Below are 20,774 nucleotides of genomic sequence, written 5' to 3' on the forward strand. Positions count from 1 at the left end.
GGGAACCTTCGGTGTGGGTTGGGTGGGCGATCCTGAGTGGGGGTGGGGGGTGTCGCTTACCGGCGCTTTCCGGGTGCCGCTGCGCCCACCCGTGCCGCCTGGGGTCCCCCCAGGCCTATCGGGCTCTGGGGGAGGCACGGCTGGAGAGACGGCGGGCGAAGCGCCGCTTCAGGGGCGCGGGGAACTGCGCGACCGGCCACGCATCACCCGCAGTCCCCGACGCTCCACGGCCACCCCCCACAGAAGGCGCCGTCGGCCACCCCCGCAGAAGGCGCCGTCGGCTACCCCTTCACCGCCCCCGTCAGCATGCCCTTCTTGAAGTGCTTCTGGACGAAAGGCGAAAGCACCGCCACCGGCAGCAGTGCCAGCACCATCACCGCCATCTGCACCGCCAGCCCCGACAGCTGACCCGTCTTGATCGCCTGTCCCAGCCCCACCGGGGCTTCCTGCTTCTGGACCAGCTGGATCATGACGTTCTGCAGCGGCATCTTCTCCTGGTCGTTGAGGTACAGGGACGCGTTGAACCACGCGCTCCAGTACCCGACCGCGTAGAAGAGGGTGATCACGGCGAGCACCGCACGCGACAGCGGCATGACGATCTGCCACAGGATCCGGAAGTCGCCGGCGCCGTCGATGTGCGCGCTGTCGATCAGCTCCTGCGAGATGCCCATGAAGAAGCCGCGCAGGACGAGGATGTTGAAGACGCTCACCGCGCTCGGCAGGATCAGGGCGAGATAGCTGTCGGTGAGGCCGAGGGACTGGACCAGGAGGTACGTCGGGATCAGGCCCGCGCTGAAGAACATCGTCGCGAGCAGCAGCATCAGGAACCAGCGGTGGCCCAGGGAGCCGATGCGCGAGAGGCCGTACGCGCACAGCACCGACACGGCCATCGAGAACAGCGTGCCGACGACGGTGATCAGGACGCTGATGACGGTGGCCCGGGTGACCTGGCCGCCGCTCAGCAGCTCTTTGTAGGCGATGAAGGTGATGCCCTTGGGCACCATCACCAGTCCGCCGGCCTCGTCGATCGTCTTCCGCGAGGAGAGGCTGGTCACGATGATGATCCACAAGGGGAAGAGGATGCCCAGGCAGGCGAGGGCGAGCACGAGCCCCTTGCCGGCCGCGCCTGCCCGGCCGGGCTCCTCCTCCCATGCCGGACGGGGTGGCGCGGCCCACCGGGAGGGTTCCCGTACGGGTGGCTCGTCGATGACGGTCACTTCTTGTACACCCCCTGCTCGCCCATGAGATGGGCCACTTTGTTCGCGGCGAGGACCAGGCCGAGGCTGACCACGCCCTTGATCAGACCGGCGGCGGCCGCGTAGCCGAAGTCCTGGTTGCGGACGCCGTTCCACCAGACGAAGGTGTCGAGGACTTCGGCGGCTCCCGGGCCGACCGCGTCGCGTTGGAGGAGGATCTGTTCGAAGCCGACCGTCAGGGCGTCGCCCACGCGCAGCACCAGCAGCAGGGCGATCACCGGCCGCAGGGCGGGAAGCGTGACATGCCAGATGCGGCGCCAGCGGCCCGCCCCGTCCATCGCCGCCGCCTCGTAGAGGTCGGGGCTCACGGAGGCGAGCGCGGCCAGGAAGACGATGATCCCCCAGCCCGCGTCCTTCCAGACGCCCTCCGCCGTGACCAGGAACTTGAAGGTCGACGGGTCGGTCATGATGTCGAGGCCGTCGTAGCCGTGCTGTCTCAGCAGCTGCGACAGCACGCCCGCGCCGCCGAAGATCTGCTGGAAGACGGAGATGACCAGCACCCAGGAGAAGAAGTGCGGGAGGTACAGGACCGCCTGGGAGATCGCCCGTACCCGGGGCCGGACCACGCTGTTGATGAGCAGGGCGAGCGCGATCGGGATCGGGAAGAACAGCACGAGTTGCAGGGAGAACAGCACCAGCGTGTTCTTCACCGCGTCCCAGAACGCCGAGTCGGCGAAGATCCGCTGGAAGTTCTCGAAGCCCACCCAGGGGCTGTGCAGCATGGAGACGATGCCGTTGTCGCTGACGTACGGGTCGTAGTCCTGGAAGGCGACGATGTTGCCGAGGATCGGCAGGTAGTTGAAGACCAGGATCAGCAGGACCGCCGGCAGCGTCATCAGGATCAGCGCGCGGTCGCGTCTGAATCTGAGGCGCAGGCCCGGTTTCCCGGTCTTCTCCTTCTTCCCGGTTCCGGTGGTGCCGTCGGACGCCACCGGAGTCCTCCCCGCCCTGTCGTCGTCTGCCTCGGCTCTGCTGCGAGGCACCGTGCTGTGGGACACGGCCGTTCTCCTTGCCTCAGTGCCTGGTCAGCTCGCCGAAGAACCGGTGTCGTCGAGCAGCTTCTGGTACCAGTCGCGCAGCTGGTCGCCGCCCTTGCTCTTCCAGTCGGAGACGGCCTGCTGCATGTCGCTGATCTTCTTGCGGCCGCGGGTGATGTCGTCCTCCAACGTCTCGAAGTCGTTCATGAGGTTGGTGTACCGGGACGGCTCGGTGATCATCTGGCCGAAGAAGCTGGACTTCCTGGTGAAGGAGCCCATCCGCTGCTGCCACTCGACCTGTGCCTTCGCGACGTCGGGGAAGTCGGGGTGGGCGATGGTGGCGGCGGGGCTGGCGACCATCACGTAGGCGTTGAGGACCTCGTTGTTGCCCTGGGTGGTCTTGGTGGGCACACCGTTCTTGACGGTGTAGTGGGTGCCCTCGACGCCGTAGTTGGTGGCCATGTACTCCTTGGTGCCGTACGGCGCGGCGGTGACGTTGGCGACGGCCAGCACGTCGTGGATGACGGACTCCGAGGCCTTCTTGTTGATGAAGGCGAAGATGCCGGCCGGCTGTTCGGCCCAGACCTGCGGGTCGCCGCCGTCGTGGGCGTAGACGTCCATGCCCCAGATCTTGTAGTCCGGGTTCTGGGTGGCCTGTTCGGCGGTGCGGCTCCACCACTGGCTGATGTCCTGGGCGTAGATCAGGAATTCGCCGGCCGCGAACTTGGGGCCCGGGTCGGGGGCGTTCTTGCCCAGCTTGGCGTCGGGATGCACGACACCGGCGGCGAAGAGCTTGCGGGTCCACTCCAGGGCTTCGAGGTACTCGTCCGTCTCGATGCGGTTGATCAGCTTGCCGTCCACCAGGTTCCAGCCGAGCGGCTTCTCGCTGCCGGAGAGGACGCTGAACATCTGCCAGGCGGTCCACTTCATGTCCATGCAGGCCCAGCGCTTGGCCTTGGCGTTGGTGATCTCCTTGGCCAGGGAGAGGAACTCGTCGGCCGAGCGCGGGACCTCGTAGCCCTCCTTGTCGAAGACGTCCTTGCGGTAGAGGGGCACGATGTTGGTGACGTAGGAGGACGGCATCGGCAGTCCGCGCAGCTTGCCGCCGAAGATGCAGCGCCGCCAGGCGTCGGTCGGGATGGCGGCGAGGTTCGGGTAGTCCTTGACCTTGTCACCCGACAGATACGGCCCGAGGTCGGCGAACTTGCTGATGATGGCGGTGGGTATCTTGCCGCCCATGTTCCAGTTCGGGACGACGACCACGTCCGGTACGTCGCTGGAGGCGAGGACCGCGCCGAGCTTCTGGTCGTAGGTGTTGCCGTCCTGGTTCTGCCACTGGACGTCGACGCCGATCAGGTCGTTCATCGCCTGGTAGTAGGCGTTGTCGTCCTTCGGCGGGGAGCCCCAGAACGGGGACATGATGGTGACCTTGCCCCCCTTGCCGAGCTTCTTGGGCACCGAGGTCTTCAGGGTCGCCAGGTCGAGCTTGCCGGTGAAACCGATCGCCGAGCCGTTCTTCGCCGGGATGTCCGGGGCCACCACGTTGTTGGCGACGTAGGACGGCAGTAGCTTCTTCGTGTCCTTGCCCGAGGAGGAGCCGCCTCCCGAACCGCTGTCCGACGCTCCGCAGGCGGCGAGCAGCGGCATCCCGCCCGCCACCGCTGCGGTGGCGACGGCCGTGGAGGCGAGGAAACTTCTCCGGCTCGGCCCGGAGGGGGCGGAAGTGGCGTTCGGCGTCATTGCGTCAACCCTTCATGGCGCACCAGGACACCCGGCGGTGGCCGTCGGCTGCGGTGTCTCGAGTGGAACTGGCTGAGCCGAAGCGATCCCCCGACCACGGTCGACCACCGTCGTGCGTCCCTGGGGCGGACCGGCGAATCGGCTAGTCGAAGCGCTTCGATGTTGCTGCGAGGTTAAGTGAACACCCGGGGGCGCACAAGGGTCGCTCCCAAGATTCCTCCGAGGTGCGGGGGCTCACCTCTCCGTATGTGCCGCTTGAATTTTCGGTGAGCGTCTCTTGACACCCGGCGGTGCGTCGAATGAGCATCGAAGCGCTTCGAAAGCTCCTCGTCGCTCCATCGCAAGGGGAACCGCACGTGACCGCTCAAACGCCGCCTACGCCGCCTTTCCGCGATCCGCACCTGCCGTTCGCGAAGCGCATCGACGACCTGCTGGCGCGGCTCACCCTGGACGAGAAGGTCTCCTTCCTGCACCAGTTCGCGCCCGCCGTGGAACGCCTGGACATCGCCGCCTTCCGCACCGGCCAGGAGGCCCTGCACGGGGTCGCCTGGATGGGCCCGGCGACGGTGTTCCCGCAGGCGGTCGGCCTCGGCGCGACCTGGAACACCGATCTCGTACGACGGGTCGGGGAGGCGGTGTCCAAGGAGGTCCGGGCGATGCGCGCCCGCGACGACCGCGTGGGCCTCAACGTCTGGGCGCCGACGGTGAATCTGCTGCGCCACCCGCTCTGGGGCCGCAACGAGGAGGGCTACTCCGAGGACCCGAAGCTCACCTCCGCCATCGCCACCGCCTACACCCGCGGCCTGCGCGGCGACCACCCGGTGTACTGGCGCACCGCGCCCGTCCTCAAGCACTGGCTCGCCCACAACAACGAGACGGACCGCGCCACTTCCTCCTCCTCGGTCCGCCCGCGGGTGCTGCACGAGTACGACCTGCGCGCCTTCGAGGAGACCGTGCGGGCGGGCGCGGTGGCCGGGGTGATGCCCGCGTACAACCTGGTCAACGGCCGCCCCAACCACGTCTCCCCGTATCTGCGCGAGCGGTTGCGGACCTGGACGGAGGAGGATCTGCTGGTCTGCTCGGACGCCGGCGCGCCCAGCAACCTGGTCGACCACGAGCACTACTTCGACACCCACGAGGAAGCCACGGCAGCCGCCCTGCTCGCCGGCGTCGACAGCTTCACCGACCACGGCACGGACGGTTCGCGGATCGTCGCGCGCATCAACGGGGCCTTGGAGCAGGGCCTGTTGACCGAGGCCGACATCGACACGGCCGTGCGCCGCCAGCTCTCGGTCCGCTTCCGCCTCGGCGAGTTCGACCCGCACGACGACCCGTACGCGCACACGTCCGACTTCGACACGCCGGCCCACCGCGCGCTGGCCCAGGAGGCCGCGGAACAGGCGGTGGTCCTCCTCAAGAACGACGACGACCTGCTGCCGCTCGCGCCCGACACCCGGATCGCGGTGGTCGGCCTGCTCGCCGACGAGTGCAAGCTCGACTGGTACAGCGGCTCGCTGCTGCACCGCTCCACCCCGCTGGAGGGCCTGTACGAACGGTTCGGCGCGGAGCGGGTGGAGTTCGCGGAGGGCGTGGACCGGGTCCGGCTGAGGCTCGCGGACGGCACCTTCCTGCACATACCGCCCGCCCCCGCGGCCGCCGACGAGACGCGCGGCGCGACGGGCGCCCTGGATCCGGCGCTGCTGGCGGGCCGTACCGACCTGCCCCCGCTGACCACCGACCCGACGGGTACCGAACTCGCCCTCGTCGACTGGGGCGAAGGCGTGCTCACGCTCCGCGCCCCCGACGGCCGCTATCTCTCGGTCGCCGACGACGGCCGGGTCCGTGCCTCCGCCGACCAGCCCGGCGGCTGGGTCGTCCAGGAGACGTTCCGCCTGGAACCCCACGAGAACGGTCACCTCCTCCGACATCTCGGCACGGGTCGCCACGTCTCTGTCGCCGCCGACGGCGTGAAGGTTGCCGCCGAGAACGCGTCGATCTTCGAGTTGATCATCGTCGAGCGGGGCACGGAGGCCGTCGCCAGGGCGGCCGCGGCGGCCGACGCGGTCCTGGTCGTCGCGGGCAACGACCCGCACATCAACGGCCGCGAGACCGAGGACCGTACGACCCTGGCGCTGCCCCCGCACCAGGAGCGCCTGCTGCGCGCGGCCCGGTCCGCGAACCCGCGGACGGTCCTGGCCCTGACCTCGGCCTACCCCTACGCGGTGGACGTGGCCCGCCTCCCCGCCGTCCTGTGGACGGCGCACGGCGGCCAGGCGGCCGGTTCCGCGCTCGCCCGTGTCCTGGCCGGTGACGTCTCCCCCGCCGGCCGTCTTCCGCAGACCTGGTACGCCGCCGACGCCGACCTCCCCGACCTGCTCGACTACGACGTGCTGGGCGCCCGGCAGACGTACCTCTACTTCGAGGGCACCCCGCTCTTCCCGTTCGGCCACGGCCTGTCGTACGCGTCCTTCTCCTACGCCGGCCTGGTCGCCGAGGCGGCGGCGGGGACGCTCCACGTGTCGTTCACGGTCACCAACACCGGTGACGTGACGGCGGACGAGGTGGCGCAGCTCTACTCCCGGGCGGTCGAGCCGTCGTCGGTGCGCCCGCGCCGCGAACTCCTGGCCCACCGCAGGATCACCCTCGCCCCCGGCGAGCGGGCCGGTCTGACCTTCGAAGTCCCGCTCTCCGCCTTCGCGTTCTGGGACGTGGCGCGGAACCGGCGGCGCCTGGAGCAGGGGCCGTACGACCTCCTGGTCGGCGCGTCCAGCGAGGACATCCGGCTGCGTACGACGGTGGTCCTGGACGGCGAGCAGGCGGCACCGCGTGATGCCACCTCCGAACGCGGCCTGGATGCCGCCGACTTCGACGAGCAGTCGGGGATCGCGATCGTGGACCGTACGAGGACGGCGGGCGACGCGGTCACGCCGAAGGGCGACGGGCCCGGTGAACTCGTCTACCGGAAGTGCGACTTCGGCCGGGGGGTGACGGAGGTGACCGCACGGGTGTCGGGCGCCGGCTCACTGGAACTCTCCCTGGACGGCGGCCCGCCGTCGGCGGCGCTGACGCTCGCCGAGCCGACGCCGGGTCCCTACGCGTACGCCTCGCTCACCGCCGGCATCGTCGCCGAGGGTGTGCACGACGTCCACCTCAGACTGCGCGGCCCGCTGCGGCTCGCGCACGTCGGCTTCTCCGGTTGAGGGTCCGGAGCGGCCGGCACCGGGAAGGGGCCCGGCACCGGAAGGCATGGGTGCCGGGCCCCTTCGAGGGGACGACGATCGGGCGTCACGACCGAACGTCATTGAAAATGGCTCCGATTGACAAGAGGGCGGCGGCCTTTGGGCCGACGGTGCGGGACGATCAGCCCCGTTCCCGGATAGCCGCCGTCGGCGATGGTGATGGCGTTGCCAACGGCAGCCTTGGCCCCGGGCCGCGGCCACTCCAGGGTGTGACGGTTCCCCGTCACTTGCCGGCGCCGAGGCGGCTGGGACGGTAGCTCGTTCGTGTCACGACCGGGTGACACGGCTTCACGTTTCCTTTACGTCTGGTCTACCGTGTCGGCCTGAACAGGTACTACTCGGGGGAAACTATGCAATCCCGCATGATCAGTGCTGCCCTGCTGTGCGTGGCAGCCATCAGCGTCACCGCCTGCGACCCGGCCGCCGACAGCAACGCGGGGAAGAGCCCCGCTGCCACGACCGCACCGACCGCACCGACCGCACCGACCGCACCACCCAAGACGACCAGCAGCCCCGCCGACGACGCCAAGGACACCAAAGTCGCCGGCAAGGCGGTGCGGAACTTCGTCGGCATGGGCCTCCAGTCGGCACAGGACACCGCCCAGAAGGACGGCTTCTACGCCCTCAAGTCGCACGACGCGCTCGGCCGCGACCGGATGCAGGCCTTCGACCGGAACTGGAAGGTCTGCTCCCAGAACATTGCTGTAGGCAAGATCGCGACCACGGACACCACCCTGGACTTCGGGGCGGTGAAGCTGGAGGAGACCTGCCCGGCGAAGGATGAGAAGCCGCCGTCCACGGCAGGCGGGAAGTTGCCCGACTTCAAGGGGAAGTCGGTGAAGGCTGCCCGCGCCGCCCTCGACCCGAGCACGTCGTTCACCGTGAAGGACGCCTCTCCTGACGACCGTTGGGTGCTCGTCGAGTCCAACTGGCAGGTGTGCACCCAGTCCCCGAAGGCGGGCACCGTGCTCAGCGGGCAGCCGGTGTCGGTCACCGCGGTGAAGTTCGGCGAGACCTGCCCGTAGACGCGACAAAGGCACCCCCACTCCCCGCCCCAAGACGGCAAGGACGGGGGCGCCGGCGTGTGGGCTTCTCAGGCCACGGCCGAGTTCAGAACATGATGAACTCGCGCCAACCCGGAGCGTTGGTTTTTCATCGGAGTCGGCATCGGCTCCTCCGGCAGCGACCAGAAGACGACCGCTGACGCCAAGCCCGCGCCGCAGGCCACCGTCACCGAGACCGCGAAGGCTGAGGCCGAGCCCGCCCCGACGGTGACCGTTACGAAGACCGCGAAGGCCAAGCCGGCCAAGGCCAGGCCGAAGAAGGCCGCCGACGACACGGTGGACGCTCCCGCCGGCCAGGTCGTGTTCAAGGTGTGGGGGTCCGCGCCGGCCGGCGTGGACATCACTTACGGCAGCGACACCGACAACTTGCAGGGCCGCGGCCTGCCGATGACGAAGACGCTGAAACTTTCGGACGACGCCATGTACTTCGACGTCACCGCGCAGCTCCAGGGCGGCGGCGACATCCACTGCTCGGTGACCGTGGATGGACAGACGAAGAAGGGGCATGCGGCCGGCGGATACAACATCTGCTCCGCGCAGCTCAGCAGCGACTTCTTTGGCGGCTGGAACTAGGCACGGGGCCCATGAAGTGACCGTCAGGTCGAACCCGTACACCTCTTCCCTGGACGCAACCGGCGGAGGGACTCGGCATCCACCCGCACGCCGAGTTGGGGCAGGACGACATGTCGCGCCCTCAACTGTGCACCCTTCAACGAGCTACGGACGCGCAGCGCACGCAGGTTTTCGCCGCCGGGCGAACTTCGAGGCGCTCCGTCGGGATCGGCTCACCGCATTGCTCGCAGCGCCCGTAGTCGCCTCTCTCCAGCCGTTCCAGGGCGCGATCGAGATCGTTCAGATGCTCGCGCGACTGGGACAGCAGAGCGGTGACGTGCGCCCGCTCGAAGGCCGTGCTCGCCCCCTCCGGGTCGTGCTCGTCGTCAATGGCCACCAGTGCGTTCGCCTCGACGATCCCTTCGAACTCACGGCCAAGGGCGGATATCTGCTGAAGCGTGGCGACACGGTCGGCCGCGAGCAGCGCCCGCATCGACTCGCCCTGAGGCACGGGGAAAGCGGCATTGTTGCATTGATCGCTCATATCGGAGGAAACCTCATTGTCTTGTGCCGAATTCCCGGCTGCTCGGGCGACGACGACGGCCTCAGCGATGACGTGGGCGGCCACGCTGGTACTGCTTCGGCCACGGGACGTCGTCACCGAGCACGCGGGCCGCGCGGAGCGGCCATGTCGGGTTGCGCAGCAGTTCGCGTGCGAGCATGATCGCGTCGGCCGAACGGTCCACGAGGATCTGGTCGGCCTGCTCCGGTGCGGTGATCAGGCCGACCGCGGAGACGGGCAGGGCCGCGCCCTCGCGGACGGTTCGGGCGAAGGGCACCTGGTAGCCGGGCTCCACTTCGATTCGGGCGTTGTGGACGAGCCCGCCGCTGGTGACGTCCACCAGATCGACGCCGTGGGCCACCAGGTGCCGCGACAGCTCGACCGTCTCCTCCGGGGTCCAGCCGCCGTCGGCCCAGTCCGTGGCCGAGAAGCGTACGAACAGCGGGCGGTCCTCGGGCCACTGCGCCCGTACGGCGTCGGTGACCTGGACCAGGAAACGGCTGCGCCCGTCGAGATCGCCTCCGTACTCGTCGCTGCGGTGGTTGGACAACGGTGACAGGAACTGGTGCAGCAGATAGCCGTGCGCGGCGTGGATCTCCAGGACCTCGAAGCCGGCGGACAGCGCCCGCGCGGCGGCCTCGCCGAAGGCCCGGACCAGAGCGCGGATGTCGTCCGCGCCCAGTTCCCGCGGGGCCGGCCAGTCGCCGAACGGCAGCGGTGACGGTGCGACCGTCTGCCATCCTCCGGCCTCCGGTTCGACGTACACGTCACCCTCCCAGGGCGGTGCCGTCGACGCCTTGCGGCCGGCATGGGAGATCTGGATGCCGGCAATGGCACCCTGCCCGTGGACGAAGTCGGTAATCCGCTTGTACGCGGCGGCCTGCCCGTCGTCCCAGATGCCGGCGTCGGAAGGGGTGATCCGGCCCTCGGGTTCCACTGCCGTGGCCTCCTGCATGACCAGGCCGGACCCGCCGCGTGCCAGGGAGCCGAGATGGACCAGATGCCAGTCCTGCGGATAGCCGTCGACCGAGCTGTACTGGCACATGGGAGCCACCCAGGACCGGTTTGGGAAGGTCGTGCCGCGGAGGGTGAGCGGCGAGAAGAGACGGCTCATGGGAGGCCTCGCAGGAGGGGTGTGGGACGCTGGGTGCCCCGCACCCGTCGGGCCGTGACGGCCTGGGTTCCTGCGGGGCGCCCCGCACGGTGGGTGCACCCGAGTACCCCGGCCGCTCGTGGCACACACCACCGGCCGGGCGTGCTCACCCGCGCGGATGTCCTGCCCAGGTCACACCCCATGCGCAACACAACGGCCGGAGCCCCCGCACAGCGGGCTCCGGCCGTGGTGAGCTGTCCTGGCAGGTCAGAGGGCGAGGCCGGTGAGGACCAGGACCCGCTCGTAGGTGTAGTCGTCCATCGCGAACTTGACGCCCTCACGGCCGACGCCGGACTGCTTGGCGCCGCCGTACGGCATCTGGTCGGCGCGGTAGGAGGGGACGTCACCGATGACCACCCCGCCGACCTCAAGAGCGCGGTGGGCGCGGAAGGCGGTCTGCAGGTCGTGGGTGAAGACGCCCGCCTGGAGGCCGTACTTGGAGTCGTTGGCGGCGGCGAAGGCCTCGTCCTCGCCATACACCTTCTGCACGGTGAGGACGGGTCCGAAGACCTCCTCGCAGGAGATCGTGGTGTCGGCCGGGACCTCGGTGAGGACGGTCGGCGCGAAGCTGGCGCCGTCGCGGTCACCGCCGGTGACCAGGGTGGCGCCGGCCTCCACGGCCTCCTTCACCCATGCCTCGACGCGCTCCGCGGCGGCCTCGCTGACCAGCGGGCCGACGTCGGTCTTGGCGTCGGCGGGGTCACCCGTGACCTGGGCCTCGACGGCGGCGACGATGCGCGGGAGCAGCCGGTCGTAGACGGACGCGTCGGCGATGACCCGCTGCACGGAGATGCAGGACTGGCCGCCCTGGTAGTTGGAGAAGGTCGCGATGCGGGTGGCGGCCCAGTCGAGGTCGGCGTCGCTCGCGTAGTCGCCGAGGACGACGGCCGCGCCGTTGCCGCCCAGCTCCAGGGTGCAGTGCTTGCGGGGCACCGAGTCCATGATCGAGTAGCCGACCTTCTCGGAACCGGTGAACGAGATGACCGGGAGGCGCTCGTCCTGGACGAGGGCGGCCATCTTGTCGTTGGCGACCGGGAGGATCGACCAGGAGCCGGCCGGGAGGCCCTCGGTCTCGGCGAGCAGGTCGCCGATGATCAGGCCGGACAGCGGGGTGGCGGGCGCCGGCTTGAGGAGGATCGGCGCGCCGGCGGCGATGGCCGGGGCGATCTTGTGGGCGCAGAGGTTGAGCGGGAAGTTGAAGGGCGCGATGCCGAGGACGACGCCCTTCGGGAAGCGGCGGGTCAGCGCGAGCCGGCCCTGGCCGCCGAGGTCGGTGTCGAGCCGCTGGGCCTCGCCGCTGTTGAAGCGGCGGGCCTCCTCGGCGGCGAACCGGAACACGGAGACGGCACGGCCGACCTCGCCGCGCGCCCACTTGATCGGCTTGCCGTTCTCGGCGGAGATCAGCTGGGCTATCTCCTCGGTGCGCTCGGCGAGGCGCCGGCTGACGTGGTCGAGGGCGGCGGCGCGTATGTGGGCCGGGGTGGCGGCGAACTCGTCCCGTACGGCGTACGCGGCGGCGACGGCTTCCTCGACCTGCGCGTCGGTCGGCACGCCGACCTTGCCGACGAGGCGCCCGTCCCAGGGGCTGGTGACGTCGAAGGTGTCCTCGCCGGTGACCTGACGGCCGGCGAGCCAGAAGGCGTGGGTGGCGGTCATGAGAGTCCCGGCCCTTCCGCGTGTGGGGATTTCTTGGCTTCCGAGGTCCACCGTAGGCGCGGGAGGGAGCAGCGGCGCTTGTCCGGGGTGTAGTGGTGGCGAGCGGGGGTGCGCCTCTTTGTCAGGGGCGCATCGGCCTTCTCCCCCGAGTTCTCGGGAGTCCTCCCGGTTCTCCGGCGGCGGTCAGTCCGCCGAGCTCGCCTTCAGGGCCAGCCACAGCTCCATCCTGGCGTCCGGGTCGTCCAGGGAACGGCCCAGGATCTCCTCGACCCTGCGCATCCGGTACCTCAGCGTATGCCGGTGGACGCCCAGGTCGGCGGCGGCCGCGTCCCACTGGCCGTGCCGGGACAGCCAGGCCCGCAGCGAGGCCACCAGGTCGCCGCGTCCCGTGGCGTCGTGCTCGTACAGCGCCCGCAGCAGGCCGTCCGCGAACGCCTTCACCGCGTCGTCGGCCAGCAGCGGGAGCACCGAACCGGCGGCCAGTTGCTCGTGCTCGACCAGCACCCGGCCGCGCCGCCGGGCCACCGACAGTGCCTGTTCGGCCTGTTTGTAGGCGGCGGCCGCGCCGATCGGGCCGGACGGGGCGGACATGCCCACGACCAGGTCGTCCTCCTCGGCGGCGTCCTGCTCCGCCCGCGCGGCCTCGCGCGCCGCCGCGTGGTCCACGCACGCGCCCACCGCCGCGCCCCCGTCCGCGGCCAGCACCACCAGCCGCTCCCCCTCCGGCACCACCAGCACCGCCTCCCCCGCACGCGCCGCGGCCGACTCGACCGCCTCCGCGAGACCGGCGAGCGGCTCGGCGCCCGCATCGGCGACGATCATCCGGAAGGGTGCGTCGAGAAGTCCGCCGTACAGGTCCCCGGCGACCCCCCGGGCGTGGTCCGGCTGCCCGGCGAGCAGCATGCGCAGCACCGCCGCGCCCACCCGCTGCTCGGCCGCGTGCAGCGACCGCGAGCGTTCCGTCGTCAGGGTGAGCAGGGCGATGGCCGAGTGGACGGCGTACCGCTCGGCGGTGCCCGGGGCGGCCGCGGTGCCGACCGCCAGGGCCGCCCGGGACCTGCGGCCGGTGCCCAGCGAGTGCAGCTCCACCCGGTCCTCGTTGTCCGGGCCGCCCACCACCGAGGAGGCCGGCGCCGGGCGCTCCCGCAGCCGTTCCACCTCGGCCGTCAGCCGGGCCGCCCGGCGCCCCGCCCACTCCGGTGCCGTGGCGACGACCGCGCCCGAGGCGTCGTACAGCGCCGCCCACCCGTTGACCTGCGCGGCGAGTGCGGCGAGCAGGCCCTCCGGCCCGGCGTTCAAAGCCTGCCTGGTCAGTTCGCGCTGGGCGGCGAAGCCCGCCGTCACCGCCCGGTACTGGTCGGCCGCGATCGCCGCGGAGACGGCCTTGCTGATGGCGAGGAAGGGGGTGCGGCGCGGGACCTCGAGGAGTGGCAGGTCCTCCTGCTCGGCCGCGTCGACCAGGGCCTTGGGGATCTCGTCGTAATTGACCCCGACGGCGAAGCCGAGACCCACCACACCTGCCCCCACCAGGCGTTTCACATACCGGCGCATCGCCTGCGGATCATCCGCGTCCAGCTTCAGGGCGGTGATCAGGAGCAGTTCCCCGCCCTCCATGTACGGCACCGGGTCGGCGAGTTCGCTGACATGGGCCCAGCGCACGGGCACGTCGAGGCGGTCCTCGCCCGCGCGCACGGTCAGTTTGAGCGCGGAATGGTGGACGAGCGAGGCGAGCGTCGGTGGCATCGGGCCGTCAGATCTTCTCTTGGGTCGGGAACACGTGAAGACGTGCACAGGGGGCAGCGGGCCTTTGGCCGTCTCGTACGAACGACCTCTGTCGATTCTGCCTCACTGTACGGTCGCGTGTACCTCCCTGTTCAAGCCCGGCCGGCGCCGCCTCTGAGGTCCACCAGCAGCGGCGGCGCGTGCTCGCCCTTGACGGTCGTCAGGGAGAGGACCGCGTGGCCCGCCGGCACACCGTGGGCCAGCTCGGAGGCCGACCAGCGCTCGCGCTCGACCTGGCGGACGGTGACCGCGCGGGCCGTGGGCGCCTTGCCGGTGATGACCTGCCGTACGACGTGCAGCGCCTTGCCCGCCGGGGTCTCGGCGATGATCTGGCGGTCGGTGACGTCCCGCGCCTCGGTCCACTCCTTGCCCCAGACCTCCGCGAAGTCCTGGCCGTCCCAGGGGGTCAGCCCGGCGAAGGCCATACGGCAGCCGGTGGCGCCCAGCAGCGGCCCGCGCAGGGGGCGGGGCACGTCGTCCAGGGTGCGCAGGGTCAGGGCCACGCCCGCGTTGGCCGACCGCAGACGCTGGACGGCGCGTACCGCCTCCGGCGTCACCACGCCGGTCGCGTCGTCCAGGAGCAGGCAGGCGAAGAGCGAACGGTCGTCCCGCACCGTCACGCTCGCCGTGAACTGGGCGAGCACCAGCCGGGCCAGGATGCGGGAGGCGTCCGCGTGGCCGCGCTCCGGCAGGTCGATACGGACCCGGACCGGGTGGTCGAGGGCCCTGAGGGAGAAGGGGCGGGACTGGCCGGAGGTGTCGAAGAACCCGGCGAAGGCCGGGCGGTCGAGCAGGGCGATGCGGTCGGCCAGGACCGAGCCCACGTCTCCGGGATGGCCCATCTGCCGTTCCCGGGCGTCGAGTTCGCGCAGCAGCGACGCGTGTCCGGTGGCCGTCAGCGCCTTGCGGAGCGCGGCCACCGGGCCGGGGGCGCCGTCCAGGAGCTGGCGGAGTTCGGGTACGGAGGGGAAGCGGCCGTGGACCGCCTTGAACGGGCCGAGCAGCTGGGCCAGGACGGTGGTGGAGCGGCGGCTGTCGCTGCCGGGGTGCGGGTCGGCGAGGTCGCCGACGAGGGCCTCGGCGACTATGGCGGCGGCCTCGTCGGGGTCGGTGGTGCCGCCGTACAGGTCGAGGTCGTAGACCGACTCGGGGTGCGCGATGCGGACGACGACGTCGTAGGAGTCGGCGGGTCCGAGTCCGGCGCCGGCCGCGCCGACGACGACCACGGAGGCGCGGCCGGCGAGTGCGTGCAGACAGAGCGACTCGGCGAGCGGGCGGACGAGCGCGCCGGTCTTGCCGGAGCCGGCCGGGCCGACGGCGAGCAGGGAGGTGCCGAGCAGCTCGGGGCCGAGGGCGAGACCGGTCCCGCGGTAGCGGTAGGCGTTGCGGGGGTCGTCGGCGGTCGTGCCGAGCCGCACCTGGCCGGTGACCAGGTCGTGCCGGGCGTGCCGGGTGGGCAGGTCGCGTTCCCCGGAGGGGTGCGGGCAGGCGGCGGCGCCGTCCTTGACCACGGCGGCGGAGAAGGACGCCATGCTGTGCCGGCCGCTGCGCACGCCCTGCCAGGCGCGGGCGATCCGGGCCTGGTCCACGTCCCCCATCAGGCCGGCCCGCGCCTCGGCGGCCAGCCGGTCGGCGGCCTCGTGCGCCCCGGCGGCACGGAGGTGGGGCCACTGGGCGGGGTCCTGCTCGGGGGCGGGGGGCCGTTCGGCGGCGGAGCTGGGGGCGGCCTGGGTCCAGGCTCGCGGGCCGTAGCGGCGCCAGACCTCGCCCCAGCGGCCGAGGCGGCCGACGACGAGCATGATCGCCAGGGCGATGAGCGTGTAGTAGCCGTACCAGAGGACGGCGTTGCCGACACGGTCGTCGCTGTGCCGCCAGGAGTCCGGGGTGAACAGCTCCAGAGGTACCACCCACCAGCCACCCAGATAGCCGTTCCACAGCAGCGACCAGAACAGCCAGCCGACCAGGAACGCGATCAGCGCGCCGCTCAGCAGTTGCCGGGCCGGGATCCGCTCGGGCTCCTCCGCGGGCCTGGGTGTGTACCGGAACCGCCACACCCCGGGCGCGGCCTCCGGCCGCGGCGCCCGCAGCCAGCTCACGAAGGCCGAGCCGTCGGGCCTCGGAGGCGCCCCGGGCGGCAGGTTCGGCGTCCCCGGAGGCAGGCTCGGGCGCGGCGGCACGGCAGGGGCCCCGGCCGGCGTCCTGCCCGCGTCCTGCGGCCCCGCCGGACGCGGCACAGGATTCGCGTGCGTGCCCCGCGTGTCCCGGGTCCCGTCGCTGTCCATCGCCCTTTCCCCCTGACCAGCCGTTCCGTCCACCGTCAGCGAGTCAATCTAACGCCCTCCGAAGGGGAGTTCACCGCTTACACGGCCGAGGAACCGTCAGCCGGATTCCGGCGTCGTCCGGCGCCCTATGTCCACCACGGACAACGCCGCCTTCCGACAACACCCACATGGAGCATGCCCACCTCCCATACCCGGCCCTAGCCTGCGAAGAAAGAAGGAGAGCGTCCGGATACGCACCGCCGGAGCCGCCTCGGGGCCGCCGGACACGCACAGCGCCCCGGAACGCACGATTGATCAGGGAGCCCCCATGACCGCACTTCCGCAGGAGCGCCGCGTCGTCACCGCCATCCCCGGCCCCAAGTCGCAGGAGCTGCAGGCCCGCCGTACCGCCGCGGTCGCGCAGGGCGTCGGTTCCGTGCTGCCGGTGTTCACCGCCCGCGCCGGCGGCGGCATCATCGAGGACGTCGACGGCAACCGTCTGATCGACTTCGGTTCCGGTATCGCGGTCACCAGCGTGGGCGCCTCCGCCGAGGCCGTCGTCCGCCGGGCCGCCGCCCAGCTGGCCGACTTCACCCACACCTGTTTCATGGTCACCCCGTACGAGGGCTATGTGGCGGTCGCCGAGGCGCTGGCCGAGCTGACGCCCGGCGACCACGCCAAGAAGTCCGCGCTGTTCAACTCCGGCGCCGAGGCCGTCGAGAACGCCGTGAAGATCGCCCGCGCCTACACCAAGCGGCAGGCCGTCGTGGTGTTCGACCACGGCTACCACGGGCGGACCAACCTCACCATGGCGCTGACCGCGAAGAACATGCCGTACAAGAACGGCTTCGGGCCGTTCGCGCCCGAGGTCTACCGGGTGCCCGTGGCGTACGGCTACCGCTGGCTCACCGGCCCCCAGAACGCCGGTGCCGAGGCTTCCGCCCAGGCCATCGACATGATCAACAAGCAGATCGGCGCGGACAACGTGGCCGCGATCATCATCGAGCCGGTGCTCGGCGAGGGCGGCTTCATCGAGCCCGCCAAGGGCTTCCTGCCGGCGATCAGCCAGTTCGCCAAGGACAACGGGATCGTGTTCGTCGCCGACGAGATCCAGTCCGGGTTCTGCCGTACGGGTCAGTGGTTCGCGTGCGAGGACGAGGGGATCGTCCCGGACCTGATCACCACCGCCAAGGGCATCGCCGGTGGTCTGCCGCTGGCCGCCGTCACGGGCCGCGCCGAGATCATGGACGCGGCGCACTCCGGCGGCCTCGGCGGCACCTACGGTGGCAACCCGGTCGCCTGTGCTGGCGCGCTCGGCGCCATCGAGACCATGAAGGAGCTGGACCTCAACGCCAAGGCGAAGGCCATCGAGGCGATCATGAAGCCGCGGCTGTCCGCCATGGCCGAGAAGTTCGACGTCATCGGCGACGTGCGGGGCCGCGGCGCGATGATCGCCATCGAGCTGGTCAAGGACCGTACGACCAAGGAGCCGAACCCGGAGGCGACCGCCGCCCTCGCCAAGGCCTGCCACCAGGAGGGCCTGCTGGTCCTGACCTGTGGCACCTACGGCAACGTGCTGCGCTTCCTGCCGCCGCTGGTCATCGGCGAGGACCTGCTCAACGAGGGCCTCGACATCATCGAGCAGGCCTTCGCCCGGATCTGAGCCACAGGCTTCGCGTGGCCCGCTCACAGGGTGTCGAACCCCTGTGTCACCGCCGTCCCTCCCCTCCCACCTGGCGTGATGCGGGGGGCTGGGGCGGCCACCGTCAGGCCGTGTGAAGAAGGTGTGCGAGGTGGATGACGGGACGCGATTCCGCCTGTCGCCGCACCGCACTCTGCCGTAGGTTCTCACCAGATGAGAGATACACCCCGCTCACAGGGGACTGTGGGCGACTTCAGGCCGGGGCCTCCCCAGCTTCGACCTGGTCGTGCCCTCGCGCACACAACCGGGGCCTCTGGCTCCGGATCTCCTCACCGATCGGACGGTCGCTCGCCCCAAACCCCCCGGGGCGCGCGGCGTTCCGATCCGGACGGCCGCCCCGGAACCACCCCCCCTGTTCCGGGGCGGCCGACCTCCTTCCTTCGCTTTCCCCTCGCGGGACTCCTGGGGCTTCTGGGCCTTCCGGCCCTTCTCTTCGCGCTGATCACCTGGCAGGTCGTGGCCCATGGCCCCCTGCTCCGCCTGGACAGCCGTCTGAGCAGCGCACTCGTCCACCCGGACCGGTTCTCCGAGCTGCTCTCCGACCTCGGGAACGTGCAGGTCGCGGTTCCGGTCCTGGTGATCGTCATCGGATACGTCGTCCGGCGCGGCCGTTCCACTGGTACAGACCGCTGGTGGCTGCCGCCCGCCGCGGCCGCCCTCCTGATGGCCCTGGTCCCGGCGATCATCGTGCCGGTCAAGGAGTGGACCGCCCGCCCGGGGACCCCGGTGGTGCCCCCGGCGGTCGGCTACTTCCCCTCCGGCCACACGGCGACGGCGGCGATCGCGTACGGCTCCGCGGCCCTGCTCCTCCTCCCCTGGCTCCGTACCCGCGCCGCCCGCCGCACCGTCGTCACCGGCTGCGCGGCCCTGGTCCTCGCCGTCTCCTACGGCCTGGTCCGGCGCGGCTACCACTGGCCCCTGGACGTGGCGGCCAGCTGGTGCCTGTGCACGGTCCTGCTGACCGCACTGTGGCTGCTGCTCAGCCGAAGTACGCGTCGAAGGTCTTCTGGAACTCCCAGTTCGAGAACCGGTCCCAGTTGACCGACCAGGTCATCAGGCCGCGCATGGCCGGCCAGGTGCCGTGGGTCGCGTACGAGCCGCAGTTCGTCTTCTTCGTCAGGCAGTCCAGGGTCTTGGTGACCTCGGCAGGGGCGACATAGCCGTTGCCCGCGTTGGTAGAGGCCGGCATGCCGATCGCGATCTGGTCCGGCCGCAGCGGCGGGAAGACGTTGCCCGCGTCACCCGCCACCGGGAAGCCGGTGAGCAGCATGTCGGTCATGGCGATGTGGAAGTCGGCGCCGCCCATGGAGTGGTACTGGTTGTCGAGGCCCATGATCGGGCCCGAGTTGTAGTCCTGGACGTGCAGCAGGGTCAGGTCGTCGCGCAGGGCGTAGATGACCGGGAGGTAGGCCCCGCAGCGCGGGTCCTGGCCGCCGAACTTGCCGGTGCCGTAGAACTGGTAGCCCATCTGCACGAAGAAGGTCTCGGGCGCCATGGACAGCACGAACTTCGCCCCGTACTTGGCCTTCAGCGTCTTCAGCGCGGAGATGAGATTGACGACCACCGGGGTCGTCGGGTTCTTGAAGTCGGTGTCGCTCGCGTTCAGGGACAGCGAGTGGCCCTCGAAGTCGATGTCGAGGCCGTCCAGGCCGTAGCTGTCGATGATGTTCGAGACGGAGGAGACGAAGGTGTCCCGGGCGGCGGTCGTGGTCAGTTGGACTTGGCCGTTGGCGCCACCGATCGATATCAGCACCTTCTTGCCGGCCGCCTGCTTGGCCTTGATCGCCGCCTTGAAGTCGGCGTCGCTCTCGACGTTCGGGCACTCGGTGACCGGGCAGCGGTTGAAGCGGATGTCCCCGGAGGTGGCCGAGGTCGGTTCACCGAACGCCAGGTCGATGACGTCCCAGCTGTCGGGGACGTCGGCGAGCCGGGTGTAGCCGGAGCCGTTGGCGAAGGAGGCGTGCAGGTAGCCGACCAGGGCGTGGGTGGGCAGGTCGGTGGAGCCGCCGGAGGAGCCGGCGGTGGTGGTGGCGGTCACCGCGGCCGACTTCGCGGACTCGCCGGCGTCGTTCACGGCGGTGACCTGGAAGCTGTAGGCGGTGGAGGACGCGAGGCCGGTGGCCGTGGCCGAGGTCCCGGTCGCCGTCTGGACCTTCACCCCGTCCCGGTAGATCGCGTAGCTCGTGGCGCCGGTGACCGCCGTCCAGGACAGGCCCACGCTGGAGGAGGTGACCGTGCCGGCCTTCAGTCCGGCCGGCGCGGCGGGCGGCTGGCCCGTGGTGCCGCCGGGGCCGACGAGGGAGATGTCGTCGGCGTAGTAGGCGCCGGTGCCGTACCAGCCGTGGGTGTAGACGGTGACCTTGGTCGTCGAGGCGCCGGTGGTGAAGGTGGTCGTGAGTTTCTGCCAGTCGGGGGCGGACTGGGTCCAGGTGGAGACGTCAGTGGTGCCGGTGCCGCTCGCGCCGAGGTAGACATAGGAGCCGCGGACGTAACCGGACAGCGTGTACTGCGAGCTCGGCTTGACGGTCACGGTCTGCGCGCACTGCGCGTTGTCGCTGCCGGCCGGGGTCGCCTGGAGCGCGGAACTTCCGCTGTGCACGGGTGAGCCGACCGTCGTACCGCTGCCCGCCGTGCAGGTCCAGCCGGAAAGGCCGGATTCGAACCCGCCGTTGACGGCGAGGTCCGCGTCGGCCGCACGGGCGGCCGACGAGAGCGCGGTGATACCGGGTACGGCCAGCAGCAAGGCCGTGAGCATGCTGAGGACAGGTCTCGCGCGAACCACAAGTGCCTCCGGTGATGGGGGAATTGGAGGTGGAGTGTGCGCTCAACT

14 protein-coding genes and 1 pseudogene are annotated in these 20,774 nt (G+C 70.8%); 5 read left to right on the forward strand and 10 right to left on the reverse strand.

Annotated features, from left to right (window positions below):
• Positions 1–281: 281 nt before the first annotated feature.
• From ACZ4N4_RS35325 to ACZ4N4_RS35335, 3 genes are read right to left on the reverse strand one after another with little or no spacing between them, the layout of a single operon-like run.
• Complete coding sequence (locus ACZ4N4_RS35325; RefSeq protein WP_467596565.1) at positions 282–1,217, reverse strand: carbohydrate ABC transporter permease; 936 nt, start codon at positions 1,215–1,217, stop codon at positions 282–284.
• Positions 1,214–2,254 carry an ABC transporter permease gene (locus ACZ4N4_RS35330; RefSeq protein WP_450766751.1) on the reverse strand — a complete coding sequence of 347 codons (1,041 nt, stop codon included), beginning with the start codon at positions 2,252–2,254 and terminating at the stop codon, positions 1,214–1,216. Before ACZ4N4_RS35330 ends, ACZ4N4_RS35325 begins: the two co-directional genes overlap by 4 nt.
• 27 nt (positions 2,255–2,281) lie before the next feature.
• Positions 2,282–3,973 carry an extracellular solute-binding protein gene (locus ACZ4N4_RS35335; RefSeq protein ID WP_467596568.1) on the reverse strand — a complete coding sequence of 564 codons (1,692 nt, stop codon included), beginning with the start codon at positions 3,971–3,973 and terminating at the stop codon, positions 2,282–2,284.
• A gap of 356 nt (positions 3,974–4,329) precedes the next feature.
• Here ACZ4N4_RS35335 and ACZ4N4_RS35340 point away from each other — a divergent pair, with 356 nt between their 5' ends.
• On the forward strand, positions 4,330–7,173 hold the full coding sequence (locus ACZ4N4_RS35340) for a glycoside hydrolase family 3 C-terminal domain-containing protein (protein WP_467596571.1): 2,844 nt from the start codon (positions 4,330–4,332) through the stop codon (positions 7,171–7,173).
• A gap of 101 nt (positions 7,174–7,274) precedes the next feature.
• Here ACZ4N4_RS35340 and ACZ4N4_RS35345 read toward each other — a convergent pair.
• Positions 7,275–7,445, reverse strand: a pseudogene (locus ACZ4N4_RS35345) (IS5/IS1182 family transposase); the annotation flags it as partial.
• Positions 7,446–7,574: 129 nt separating this feature from the next.
• Here ACZ4N4_RS35345 and ACZ4N4_RS35350 point away from each other — a divergent pair.
• Together ACZ4N4_RS35350 and ACZ4N4_RS35355 are read left to right on the forward strand one after the other, a co-directional pair.
• Positions 7,575–8,237: a PASTA domain-containing protein gene (locus tag ACZ4N4_RS35350; RefSeq protein ID WP_467596574.1), complete on the forward strand. Its 663-nt coding sequence runs from the start codon at positions 7,575–7,577 to the stop codon at positions 8,235–8,237.
• 246 nt (positions 8,238–8,483) lie between these two features.
• The gene (locus ACZ4N4_RS35355) at positions 8,484–8,849 is read left to right on the forward strand and encodes an MmpS family transport accessory protein (RefSeq protein ID WP_467596576.1); all 366 of its coding nucleotides are present in this window, start codon (positions 8,484–8,486) and stop codon (positions 8,847–8,849) included.
• 136 nt (positions 8,850–8,985) lie between these two features.
• Here ACZ4N4_RS35355 and ACZ4N4_RS35360 read toward each other — a convergent pair whose 3' ends face one another.
• The 5 genes from ACZ4N4_RS35360 to ACZ4N4_RS35380 all read right to left on the reverse strand — a co-directional run bounded on the left by ACZ4N4_RS35360 (position 8,986) and on the right by ACZ4N4_RS35380 (position 16,263).
• A complete protein-coding gene (locus ACZ4N4_RS35360; protein ID WP_467597045.1) occupies positions 8,986–9,372 on the reverse strand; it encodes a TraR/DksA family transcriptional regulator in 387 nt (128 codons plus the stop codon).
• Positions 9,373–9,433: 61 nt separating this feature from the next.
• The gene (locus ACZ4N4_RS35365; protein WP_467596579.1) at positions 9,434–10,504 is read right to left on the reverse strand and encodes an NADH:flavin oxidoreductase/NADH oxidase; all 1,071 of its coding nucleotides are present in this window, start codon (positions 10,502–10,504) and stop codon (positions 9,434–9,436) included.
• A gap of 246 nt (positions 10,505–10,750) precedes the next feature.
• A complete protein-coding gene (locus ACZ4N4_RS35370) occupies positions 10,751–12,199 on the reverse strand; it encodes an aldehyde dehydrogenase family protein (protein WP_467596582.1) in 1,449 nt (482 codons plus the stop codon).
• A gap of 183 nt (positions 12,200–12,382) precedes the next feature.
• Positions 12,383–13,942: a PucR family transcriptional regulator gene (locus tag ACZ4N4_RS35375; protein ID WP_453576120.1), complete on the reverse strand. Its 1,560-nt coding sequence runs from the start codon at positions 13,940–13,942 to the stop codon at positions 12,383–12,385.
• Positions 13,943–14,073: 131 nt separating this feature from the next.
• A complete protein-coding gene (locus tag ACZ4N4_RS35380) occupies positions 14,074–16,263 on the reverse strand; it encodes an ATP-binding protein (protein ID WP_467596585.1) in 2,190 nt (729 codons plus the stop codon).
• A gap of 307 nt (positions 16,264–16,570) precedes the next feature.
• Between ACZ4N4_RS35380 and gabT the strand changes: the two genes are divergently transcribed.
• Positions 16,571–17,905: a 4-aminobutyrate--2-oxoglutarate transaminase gene (gabT, locus tag ACZ4N4_RS35385; protein ID WP_467596587.1), complete on the forward strand. Its 1,335-nt coding sequence runs from the start codon at positions 16,571–16,573 to the stop codon at positions 17,903–17,905.
• Positions 17,906–18,097: 192 nt separating this feature from the next.
• A complete protein-coding gene (locus tag ACZ4N4_RS35390; protein WP_467596590.1) occupies positions 18,098–18,985 on the forward strand; it encodes a phosphatase PAP2 family protein in 888 nt (295 codons plus the stop codon).
• Here ACZ4N4_RS35390 and ACZ4N4_RS35395 read toward each other — a convergent pair.
• Positions 18,924–20,699, reverse strand: coding sequence for a chitinase (locus tag ACZ4N4_RS35395; RefSeq protein WP_467596593.1), 1,776 nt, complete (start codon positions 20,697–20,699; stop codon positions 18,924–18,926). The two genes, ACZ4N4_RS35390 and ACZ4N4_RS35395, sit on opposite strands and share 62 nt — an antisense overlap.
• Between the last annotated feature and the right edge of the window lie 75 nt (positions 20,700–20,774).

The sequence above is a fragment of the Streptomyces sp. NPDC026538 genome (assembly GCF_055567535.1).